Here is an 11,172-nt window from a genome sequence, read left to right as displayed (position 1 = left end):
ATTCAGCCCAATCTGCTACCTTCGGAGTATGCAGACACGCCCTAGGAGGAACGTCATGTCCAAAACGAGCATCGTCATTCCGACCTATAACGGCAAGGAACTGCTGAAGGATTGCCTCTATGCGATCCGTCAGCACACGCCTGAGCCGGTGGAGGTGATCGTCGTCGACAACGGCTCGACCGACGGCACGGCCGATATCTGTCGCCAGGAGAAGGTGACCTTCATCTCGCTTCCCGACAATCGCGGCTTCCCGGCCGCCTGTAACGCCGGGCTAAAGCTGGCGACCGGCGATACGCTGCTGCTGCTCAACAATGACGTGCTGGTGACGCCGCATTGGCTGACGCATCTGCTCGCTTGTCTGCGCAGCGCGCCGGATATCGGCGTTGTTGGTCCGTTGACCAACTTTGCGAGCGGGCGTCAGCAGATCGAGGAGCCTTATACGAATCTGGAAGATATGAGTCGCCGCTACAACGTATCGAAGCCCGAATGCTGGCTGCCTGTGCAGCGGATCGTCGGCCTCTGCTTCCTCTTCAAGCGGGAGCTGCTGGATCGCATCGGACTGCTTGATGAGGGATATGGAGCCGGGCATTTCGAGGATGACGATTATTGTTACCGTGCCCGGATGGAGGGCTATCGTCTGCTGATCGCAGGCGATGTGTTCGTCTTCCATCATGGCAGCGCCAGCTTCTCGCGCGAGGAGCAGCAGCGCGTACAGGCGCTGATCGAAGGCAACAGGCAGCGGTTCATCGCCAAGTGGAATGTCGACCCGGCGGAATTTATCTAATGTGCAAGTTCACAAGGCTACAGGGAGGGTGGTTGGATAATGAAAGGCATCATACTGGCCGGAGGGACCGGCAGCCGTCTCTATCCGCTAACCAAGATCATCAACAAGCATCTGCTGCCGGTCGGTCCGCTGCCGATGATCTGTCACGGCGTGGAGAAGCTCCGCCAGGCAGGCATCGAAGAGGTGCTGCTCGTCATTGGCGCCCACTCCGCGGGACTCTATGCGAAGCTGCTCGGCAGCGGCGAGGAATGGGGCGTGCGCATCACCTACAAAATCCAGGAGGAGGCTGGCGGCATCGCTCAGGCGCTGGGCGGCGCTCGCACGTTCGTGCAGCCGGGCGAACGGTTCGTCGTGCTGCTCGGCGACAATCTGTTCGAGGATGAGCTGTCTGTCCATACAGCCGCTTACGCGGCGCAGGAGAAGGGCGCTCGCGTCCTGCTCAAGCAGGTGCCCGACGCCAGACGTTACGGCGTGCCGGTGCTGAAGGGGGAGCGGATCGAGTCGATCATCGAGAAGCCGAAGAAGCCGCCGTCCTCTTACTGCGTCACCGGCATCTATATGTACGATTACAGCGTCTTCGAGATAATCGACGGTCTCGTCCCGTCAGGACGCGGCGAGCTGGAGATCACGGATGTCAACAATGTCTACGCTGCGCGCGGAGAGCTCGGCTACGCGATGCTGAAGGGATGGTGGACGGATGCCGGCACGCTGCAGTCGCTTCATGAAGCCAGCGCGCGTCTGATGGGAGGTCGGAGCTGATGGCCAGACTGCTCGTCACCGGCGGCATGGGCTTCATCGGCAGCAACTTCATCCTACAGCTGCTGCAGGAGGAGCCCGATGCGGAGGTGGTCAATCTCGATGCCCTCACCTATGCCGGCAACCCAGACAATCTGCGGTCGGTCGAGCGATACCCCAGGTATCGGCATATCCGGGGCAACATCTGCGACCGCGCCCTCGTCGACCAAGTGATGGGGGAGGGCATCGATGCGGTCGTGCATTTCGCCGCCGAGTCGCATGTCGATCGCAGCATTGCCGATCCCAGACCGTTCATCGATGCCAATGTCGTCGGCACACAGACGCTGCTGGAGGCCGCGAGGCGGCACGGCATCCCCCGCTTTTTGCATATCTCCACCGATGAGGTATACGGCACGCTTGGTCCGACAGGCTACTTTACCGAGACGTCGCCGCTCATGCCCAACAGCCCCTACTCGGCGAGCAAGGCCGGCTCGGACCTGATCGCCAGAGCCTATAGCGAGACGTATGGTCTGCCTGTCATCATCACCCGTTGCTCCAATAACTACGGCCCTCGCCAATATCCGGAGAAGCTGATCCCACTGACGATCATCCGGGCCCTACAGGACCAGTCGATCCCGGTCTATGGCGACGGGCTGAACATCCGCGACTGGCTGCATGTCGAGGATCATTGCCGAGCCATCCGACTGCTGCTGGAGCGGGGGACGCCGGGCGAGGTGTACAATATCGGCGGCCACAACGAGCACGCCAACCTCGAGATCGTCCGGCTGATCCTGCAGGAGCTCGGCAAGCCGGAGTCGCTCATCCAGTTCGTAGCCGACCGGGCGGGCCATGACCGTCGCTATGCGATCGACGCCGGCAAGATGAGCCGGGAGCTCGGATGGATGCCTCAGTATACATTCGCCGAAGGTCTGCGCTCGACGGTGGAGTGGTATGTGCAGCATCCGCAATGGTGGCGCAAGCTGCTCGGGGACGCCTGATGGCACGAGCGGACCAAATACGAAGCAAACGGAGGCATAAGCATGCACAATGACGATATGGCCCCCTCCTTGTCGCCGGAGGCGGCAGCCAAGGCAGCCGGCCGTGAAGCGGGCATGCGCAAGGGAAGAGGCGACGGCTACCGCATAGGCATGATGCAGGGCGGGCTGGCGGCGATCCCGCCGATCGAGCTGCCGCGCCGGGCGCTGCGGGTCATCTATGTGACGGCAGGCATCGGCGTGCCGTATCCGGCGCTGGACGCGGCGGTTATCGAGGCGCTGCGAGCGAATGTCTCGGACACTGTCGTCGCTTCGCCGTCGGATGACGTGGCTGCACTAGCAACCCGGGAGCGGCCTGATCTGGTGCTGGCGCTCAACGGCACCGTATTCCCAGCCGGGCAGGTCGAGCAGCTGCGCCGGCAAGGCATCCGCACAGCAATCTGGTTCACGGACGATCCCTATTACACCGACTGGACGAGTGCGATCGCCACGCGCTACGACTACGTCTTCACGCTGGAGCTGAGCTGTGTCGCTTATTATGCGAGTCTGGGCTGCACCCGGGTATGCTACCTCCCCTTCGGGGCGGAGCCGTCGTTGTTCCATCCCCGTCACGTTGGCCAGGAATACCAGTCGGACATCTGCTTCATCGGCACCGGCTTCTGGAATCGGATCGATCTGATCGACCGCCTCATGCCGCATCTGCGCGGTCGCAAGGTCGTCATCGCCGGCTGGTGGTGGGATCGGCTCAAGCACTTCAAGGAGCTTGAGGGCAGCATCCGGCTCGGCGACTGGATGTCGCCGGAGGAGACGGCCAGCTATTACAACGGCGCCAAAGTCGTCATCAATCTGCATCGCTCGATCGACGACGACACGATTAATGCCAACCAGATCAAGTTGCCAGCCCATTCGCCCAATCCTCGCACCTTCGAGATTGCCGCTTGCGGCACGCTGCAGTTGTCCGACCAGCGTCACGATCTGGGCAATTGGTATCGGGCGGACGAGGAGATCGCGATATTCGCTTCGTTCGAGGAGCTCGCTGTCAAGCTGGAGCATTATCTGAGCGACGAGGAGGCGCGCAGGCGGGTGGCCTTGCGCGGCCTGCTGCGCACGCGCAGAGATCATACGTACGATACGCGGCTCCGCGCGCTGCTGGAGCATGTCTTCCCGGGCGGCGGCGGAATATAGATAGCTGTACCTGTCCCGGGCGGACCAGCGGGAATATAGTGTAGTCACAGAAGGTGAGGAAGGAGCGCATACGATGCAGCGAGCAAGGAAGCTGAAGCGTCCGATCAGACTGCGGCGGGGCAGAGGTCGTACGGGGAGGCGGAAGCCGACGGCCCGCAAGCCGACCGCATCTGCTCAGCAACGGGCGGAGCGGCTGCAGGAGCAGATCAGGCTGTCCTACAACCAGGGCTATGACGCGGGCTATGACGCAGCGCTGATCAAGCATCAGACGCAGCCGCCGGATGACGGAGGGCGACAACGCGAGGAAGGGTACAGAAGCGGACTGTACGAGGGGGGAGAAGGGCTCGTCGATGTCCTCCTGTCCGACGAGGAGATGCTGCCGGATATCCCGGTCTATCGGATTATCGAAGCCGGCATCCAGGCTTTGCAGTCGGAGAAGCAGCATCTGCTCAATGCAAGGGAGGTCACGAGCCGACTCCTCCAGGCAATGGACGAGGGCAGACCGCTGTCCGTTGTGAGACTCGGAGACGGCGAGCTGCTGACGATGGCGCAGGGCACGGTGATGAGCGACCAGCAGTTGCTCCGCGAAGGGCACTTCCTGCCGTATGCCGGCATCCAGCTGCCGGATCTCGAGGCTCGGGACCAGTTGGTCGCTGCGGTATGCCGGGCGGATATCGTCGGCATTCCCAAGCTGCGATTGCCCAACTACCAGCCGCTTGCTTTTGCGGTTTTCCGAGCCTACGGCATCGATTATCGCCAGCTCCAGCTGACGATCTCGACGATCAATTATACGATCTACCTGGAAGGCTGCCTGCCGCAGCTGTTGCAGGGGAGGCGAGTATTGCTCGTCGGCAATACCGCGCCGAGCCTGGCCAGCGTCCTCGAGAGTCGGGGGTATGTCGTCGCAGGGGTAATCGCTCCGGTCGCGGGCATGCATGATATCCCTCGCGTGATGGCGGAGATCCACGGACATCACTTCGATATCGCGTTGGTCGGCGCCGGTATCCCGGCCGTCGTGATCGCACAACGGATCGCGACAGAGCTGGGGAGGACGGCGATCGACTTCGGTCATCTCGCAGACGCGCTCATCAAAGGGGAGGCCGTGCTATGAAGCGGCATCGCGACGCCCGGTCGGGCTTCGAGGCGGGAAAGCGGCAAGGCTATGCGAGAGGATACGAGGAAGGCTACCGCAAAGGCGCTGCGGACGGCTCATCGCAGTTTCGCTTGCCGATGACGGGCACGAGCATCATCATTCCAACCTGCAACAAGGTCAATTATCTGAAGGAATGCATTGAGAGTGTCCACACCTATACGCCGCAGCCGTATGAGCTGATCATCATCGATAATGCTTCTACCGATGGAACCGACCGCTACCTGCACTCGCTGCGAGGCGTGCGCTACCGGATCAACGCGAGCAATCTCGGGTTTGCCGGCGCAGTCAACCAGGGGATGATGATGGCGCGAGGCGAGACGCTGCTCATCCTGAACAATGACTCGGTCGTCACCGAGGGCTGGCTTGCCAATCTGCTGCATTGTCTGCATGCGAGCCCGGATCATGGCATCGTCGGGCCGATGACCAACTATATTAGCGGCGATCAGCTGCTGGAGGTCGGATACGGCTCGATGCCGGAGATGCAGGCCTTCGCCCGTTCGTACAATCGTCCTGACCCTGCCGCCTGGCAGATGACGGGCCGACTGACCGGATTCTGCATGCTGATGCGGCGCGAGACGTTCGAGCAGCTCGGATACTTTGACGAGGGGTTCGAGATCGGCAATTGCGAGGATGACGATTATGGCTTGCGCCTCAGGCTGCTCGGACGACAATTGATCATTGCACGGGATACCTTCATCCACCATTACGGCAGCGTATCAATGAAGGCGCTCGACGGCAAGTTCGATGAGGTGTACGGCAACAATCTGCGGTATTACTCGGAGAAGTGGTCCGATCCGCACGGCATGCTGGGTCTGGACTGGCAGATCGGGGAAGCGCGCTGGCGGACGACCGATCTGTATCCGACCTGCATTATCGTGCAGGGGTCTGACCCGACATTGTACTGGGTGGAGGGCGGGCATCGGTACCAGATCGACGAGGGGGGCGGCGGGGCCTGCCGCGACCGGGCAGTGCGCGTCTCCCGGGTCGATCTGGCCAGTTGGCCGATGGGCGGCGTCTTTACTTCTCAAGAGGTCGAGCATCGCCAAGCGATGCTGCGCGCCGCCGCGCAGGAGGGACAGCTGCGCGAGGGCATCCTCGCGCAGACACCCCACGGTCTTTGCCAATACCGCGAAGGCCTGTGGCGTCGCTTCTTGAATGATCGGGCGCTGGCCTGCTGGCGGCTGGCCGAGCAGGAGATCAGTCGCAGCTTGGCGGTCGATCGGGCCCCGCAAGGTCCTCCGATCATCGCCCCGCCGACGATCCACTCTGGAGAGATCTGAGACAAGACAGATATCAACTATCGAGGAGGCAGGAGCAACGATGACGAAACGCAAAAAAAAGGCGACCCGCGGCGCTAAAAAACGGGCAGGAAAACTGGTGCGCAGATCGCGGACGCGCGGCCGTCTCAAGGGCAAAGGCAGGCTTAGACGCCGTGGCGGTCTGCGCCGCAGAAGAAGTCACGCCACAGGGGCAACTTCCCCTTCGTACAATCAGGCTTATGACGCGGGCTTTGACGAAGCTTACAACGAAGGCTTCAATATCGGTTATGCCGAGGGACTGGAAGCCGGTCATCAAGAAGCTTATAAAGGAGCGTAAGCCATGACACGAAAAAAAAGAAAGACGTCAGGCGCACGCAGACGAGTGTACCGCATCGCTCGCAAAAAATTCCGCCGGAGCGGCGTCATCGTCGCACGCAGGAAAAGCCGCAGTAGCGTCGGCAATCGGGCAGAGGGCATTCGTCGGAACGCCTTTCAGACGGGTAGACACGAAGGCTTCGAGCGCGGTCGCAGGGATGGCTATGCGCTTGGTCTCGAGCGGGGCCGGGCCGCTGCAGCAGCGCAGCCGCCCGCCCCGACGCCTTCCTTGCTCCCGCCGGTGGATGCGTTGGTCGTCTCGGCCGGATACATTGCATCGATGGATATTATCATTATCCAGCCCTTCGAGGCGCTGCGCCGTCGCGGCGGCTTCAGTTATGCGATCCATGAGGAGGGGACGGTGACCCGCGAGATGATCGCAGCCGCCCATACGATCGTATTCGTTCGCAACGTTGAGCCTGCGGCGCTGGAGCTCCTGAAGGTGGCGCATGAGCTGGGTAAGCGGACGATCTATGTCATCGACGATAATTTCCTGGAGATCCCGCCGACGTCAGAGGTTGGCCGGTATTATCGAGACCCGGAGCGCCAGGAAGCCTGCCGTCAGTTTTTGACGCTGGCGCACATCGTCAAGGTCGACGCGCCAGAGCTGGGCTCCTATATCGAGGCTGTATTCAACCGCCCGACGATGTATTTCTCTGCCAGTGTAGACTTCGAGTGGCTCGACGGCGTCGAGCGGCTGCCGCGCCAGAGTGGCCCGCTCGTCATTGGTTATGAGGGCACCAGCAAGGAGGAGGAGTTTGCTGCTGTCGTCCCCGCACTTCGGCGCATCCTGAGATACTACGGCGGGTTCGTATCGTTCGAGTTTATCGGCTATATGCCGCCGGGTCTGGAAGGTCTGCCCAACATTACCTATACCGAGGGCGGCGTCGATTACCGTACCTTCATCCGCAGTCTCAAGCAGCGGGCGTGGGACATCGGCATCGCTCCGCTCTCGACGACGCTCTTCAATAACGGCAAGACCAACAACAAGCTACGGGAGTATAGCGCCTGCGGCATCCCCGGCATCTATTCCGACTCGCCGGTGTATCGGCCTTGGGTGACGCATGGCGAGAACGGCTATCTGGTGCCCCATACCGAGGAGGGCTGGTATGCGGGTCTATGCACGATGATTGATAATCCTGACCTGCGTGAGCAGATACGGATTCAGGCCGAGACAAAGGCGCGCGAGCTGTTCTCGCTGGACAACTGCGCGGATGCCTGGCGAGAGCATATCTTCGGGCATTAGGGACGGGGGAGCGAACATAGGATGAAAGGAGGGGTGTTATGCGCGTGCTCATCGTCGGCTCGCCATATATCGCATCGTACAAGATCGGCATCGAGCAGCCATTTCGCGAGCTGCAGCGACATGGCGTATGCCATTACAAGGTGAGGCAGGATTTCGAGGCCGATAAGAACGATGTGGCGGCTGCGGATGTCATCCTGTTCTTCCGAACGGTGCATCCCGGCGCGTACAACTTGTTGCGAGAGGCCAAGGAAATGGGCAAGAAGACGGTCTACGTCATCGACGATTACTTCCTGGCGATGTCGCCGGGCTCGGAGAGCGGCCAGTTCTATCATGATCCGATGAGGCGGGAGGTCTACAGCCGTTTTATACGGGAAGCAGAGATGGTCAAGGTCGCTTCGGACTATTTCGCCCGGCATCTGGAGCGGCACTACCATCCGCGCCGTGTAGTCAGCTTCACGGGAAGTGTCGACTTCCAGATGCTGGACCGTCTGGAAAAACCACAAAAGCGGGATGGACGCATCCATATCGGCTATGAAGGAGGGCGCAAGGAATCGGCGTTCGAGCCGGTCATCCAGGCGCTGCGCGGCGTTGCGAGGACGTATGGCAACCGGGTCAAAATCGAGTTTTTTGGCTATATCCCGGATGGTCTCGAAGACCTGCATCAAGTCACGTTTGCTCAATATGATCCGGATTATCGCAACTTTCTGAGACGGCTGTACCAGTCGAACTGGGATATCGGTCTAGCTCCGCTCGAGGAGACGCTGTTGCATAACTGTAAGACGAACAACAAGTTTCGCGAATACGCGGCATGCGGCATCGCTGGCATCTATGCGGATACGCCGCCGTACCAAGGCTGGGTAAAGCATGGCGTCAATGGTCTTCTGACTCGGGCGCAGAGCAGAGGATGGTATGAGGCGATCTGCGAGCTGATCGAGCGGCCGTCGTTGCGACAACAGATCCGGGAGCACGCGCAGGCCGATGCGCGCGAGCACTTCACGATCGCGGCTTGCGCCAAGCGTTGGCACGAGGAGATCCTGCAGGACCAGAAGTGAAGGATCGCTAGAGGAGAAAGGAGTTCATCGTATTGAAGCATAGACATATTCCCGTCTTGCAGCCGTCTATCGGTCAGGAGGAGATCGATGCAGTCGCGGAGGTCATGCGCTCGGGCTGGCTCGGGTTGGGGCCCAAGACAGAGCAGTTCGAGCAAGAATTCGCCGCCTCTGTCGGCTCGCGGTTTGCTGCAGCCCTGAACTCTGGCACAGCGGCGCTGCACCTGGCGCTGGATATCCTGCGGGTCGGGCCGGGCGACGAGGTGATCGTGCCGTCGATGACCTTCATCTCGACGGTACATGCCGTAAGATATGTCGGCGCCGATCCGGTCTTCGCGGATATCGAGGGCGACTCGCTGAATCTCTCGGTCGCCGATATCGAGCGCAAGATCACGCCGCGCACCAAGGCTGTCATCGTCGTCCATATGGGCGGTCACCCCTGCGACATGGACGCCATTCATAAGCTCGCGGCGCATCATGGCATCCACGTCGTCGAGGACGCGGCACATGCATGCGGCGCCGCCTACAAAGGCAAGCCGATCGGCTCGATCAGTCCGCTCACCTGCTTCAGCTTCCATGCTGTCAAAAATCTGACGAGCGGCGAAGGCGGAGCCATCACCTGCAATGCGGAATGGATGGCACGCAAAATCCGCGAAAAACGCTGGGTCGGTATCTCGCGCGATACGTGGATTCGTTCCTCCTCCGAAAAGGTATACGCATGGCAGTATTATGTGGATGAAGTCGGGTACAAATACCATATGAATGATCTTCAAGCGGCGATCGGACTGGTACAGCTCGGCAAGCTGGATCTGCTCAATGGGCGGCGGCGCGAAGTGGCGGAGCGTTATCAAAAAGAACTAAGCGATCTTCCTTGGCTGCAACTGCCCCAGGAAAAGGACTATGCCCGCAGCTCCTGGCATCTGTACCAGGTCCGGCTGCCGGATGAGGCGCGTCGCGATCGACTGATCGGCCATCTGCAGGAGCATAACATCGCGACCGGAGTCCATTATTACCCTTGTCACCTTCATCCTAGCTATATCAACACTCGGGCAGTCGTGCCGTTTACGCTGATAGTATGGAAGCAGATCCTGACCTTGCCGATCCACCCCAATCTCAGCGATGCCGACATGGAACGCATCATCAGCCGGGTGAGGGAGTTCCAGCCATGAGCCGGCTGCTCGTACTCGGGGCAGGCATCAGCCAGGTGCCGCTCATCCGCAAGGCGAAGGCGATGGGGCTGGAAGTCATCGTCGCCAGTTGTTCGGGAGACTATCCGGGGTTCCGCTATGCGGACCGTGTGTACGAGGTCGATACGACGGATATCGAAGGCATCCTGCAGGTTGCGCGCGCCGAACGTGTCAGCGGCGTCTGCACGACGGGCACCGATGTAGCGGTCCGGGCCGTCGGAGCGGTCTGCGATGCTCTGGGACTGAAGGGCCTTAGCGAGCGGGCGGCTCGCCTGTCTTCGAACAAATGGGAGATGAAGCAGGCATTCGCCAAACATTCGGTACGTACCGCCTCCTGGCTCCGGGCAGACAGTCGCGATGCGGCTCGACGCGCTTATCAGTCGCTGCCGCACTCGGTTGTCTTCAAGGCCGTTGATGGCGGCGGCAGCAAGGGCATCATTAAGGTGGAGTCGCCAGAAGCGGTTGACGCCGCCTACGATAGGGTGATGAAGGCGACGAAACAGTCGTTTTTTATCGTCGAGCAGTATTTGGAAGGGATCGAATTCGGCGCTCAAGCCTTCGTCTATGACGGCGAGATTCAATACATCTTGCCGCATGGAGATTTTATGTTTTACGGGGATGCGGGGGTGCCGATCGGGCACTATGTGCCTTATGCGCTCGCGGATGAGACTGTGCGAGACGCGCAGGAGCAGCTGAAGCGCAGCATTGCTGCCCTGGAGCTGGACAATTGCGCAATCAACGCGGATTTTATGCTGGTGGGCCAGGAGGTCTATGTCCTGGAGATCGGCGGTCGTGCAGGAGCGACTTGTCTGCCGGAGATTGTGTCGACCCATTATGGCTATGACTATTATGAACAGATGGTGCGGGCTGCGCTTGATCGTTCGCCCAGATTTGAGAGGGTGGGGGCTACCCCATGCGCATGCGAGCTGCTCATCCATAACAGTCATGGCAGGCTAGTGAAGCAGGAGATTGGCTGCGAGCCGCATCCGGATGTCATCCAGATCAGCTTTGATTATCGTCTGGGCGATAGCGTGCGACCGTTCCGGGTCGGCACCGACCGGATCGGCCAGATCGTCGTCAAGGGCGATACGCTGGAGGATGCGCTAAAGCTGCTGCAGAACGTCAAGCGCAGCGTTACGATCGATACGATCGATAGGGTGTCTGCTGCAACCGAATGTCCAGAATGTGGCTGACCATGAGCTGA

11 protein-coding genes are annotated in these 11,172 nt (G+C 60.5%); all 11 read left to right on the top strand.

Going from position 1 to position 11,172, the window contains the following annotated elements:
* Positions 1-55 precede the first annotated feature (55 nt).
* The 11 genes from PA598K_RS29545 to PA598K_RS29495 all read left to right on the top strand — a co-directional run bounded on the left by PA598K_RS29545 (position 56) and on the right by PA598K_RS29495 (position 11,161).
* The gene (locus PA598K_RS29545) at positions 56-784 is read left to right on the top strand and encodes a glycosyltransferase family 2 protein (RefSeq protein ID WP_128660380.1); all 729 of its coding nucleotides are present in this window, start codon (positions 56-58) and stop codon (positions 782-784) included.
* A 39-nt stretch (positions 785-823) separates the two neighbouring features.
* Positions 824-1,543, top strand: coding sequence for a sugar phosphate nucleotidyltransferase (locus tag PA598K_RS29540; protein WP_128660379.1), 720 nt, complete (start codon positions 824-826; stop codon positions 1,541-1,543).
* A complete protein-coding gene (gene rfbB, locus PA598K_RS29535; protein ID WP_128660378.1) occupies positions 1,543-2,517 on the top strand; it encodes a dTDP-glucose 4,6-dehydratase in 975 nt (324 codons plus the stop codon). The genes PA598K_RS29540 and rfbB overlap by 1 nt, the downstream gene beginning before the upstream one ends.
* Before the next feature lie 42 nt (positions 2,518-2,559).
* Positions 2,560-3,699 carry a CgeB family protein gene (locus PA598K_RS29530; protein ID WP_128660377.1) on the top strand — a complete coding sequence of 380 codons (1,140 nt, stop codon included), beginning with the start codon at positions 2,560-2,562 and terminating at the stop codon, positions 3,697-3,699.
* Between the two features lie 73 nt (positions 3,700-3,772).
* Positions 3,773-4,810: a GT-D fold domain-containing protein gene (locus PA598K_RS29525; RefSeq protein WP_128660376.1), complete on the top strand. Its 1,038-nt coding sequence runs from the start codon at positions 3,773-3,775 to the stop codon at positions 4,808-4,810.
* Positions 4,807-6,132, top strand: a complete 1,326-nt coding sequence (locus tag PA598K_RS29520; protein WP_128660375.1) for a glycosyltransferase family 2 protein — start codon at positions 4,807-4,809, stop codon at positions 6,130-6,132. Before PA598K_RS29525 ends, PA598K_RS29520 begins: the two co-directional genes overlap by 4 nt.
* Positions 6,133-6,172: 40 nt before the next feature.
* Entirely contained in the window at positions 6,173-6,448 is a 276-nt protein-coding gene (locus PA598K_RS29515) for a hypothetical protein (RefSeq protein ID WP_128660374.1), read from the top strand.
* Between the two features lie 3 nt (positions 6,449-6,451).
* The gene (locus tag PA598K_RS29510; RefSeq protein ID WP_128660373.1) at positions 6,452-7,732 is read left to right on the top strand and encodes a glycosyltransferase; all 1,281 of its coding nucleotides are present in this window, start codon (positions 6,452-6,454) and stop codon (positions 7,730-7,732) included.
* A 38-nt stretch (positions 7,733-7,770) separates the two neighbouring features.
* Positions 7,771-8,784 carry a glycosyltransferase family protein gene (locus tag PA598K_RS29505; RefSeq protein WP_128660372.1) on the top strand — a complete coding sequence of 338 codons (1,014 nt, stop codon included), beginning with the start codon at positions 7,771-7,773 and terminating at the stop codon, positions 8,782-8,784.
* A 32-nt stretch (positions 8,785-8,816) separates the two neighbouring features.
* Positions 8,817-9,950: a DegT/DnrJ/EryC1/StrS family aminotransferase gene (locus tag PA598K_RS29500; RefSeq protein ID WP_128660371.1), complete on the top strand. Its 1,134-nt coding sequence runs from the start codon at positions 8,817-8,819 to the stop codon at positions 9,948-9,950.
* Entirely contained in the window at positions 9,947-11,161 is a 1,215-nt protein-coding gene (locus tag PA598K_RS29495) for an ATP-grasp domain-containing protein (protein WP_128660370.1), read from the top strand. Before PA598K_RS29500 ends, PA598K_RS29495 begins: the two co-directional genes overlap by 4 nt.
* The last annotated feature ends 11 nt before the right edge of the window (positions 11,162-11,172 follow it).

The organism is Paenibacillus sp. 598K (assembly GCF_003851045.1).
GTDB lineage: Bacteria > Bacillota > Bacilli > Paenibacillales > Paenibacillaceae > Paenibacillus_D.
This window is presented reverse-complemented; position numbering and strand designations above follow the sequence as displayed.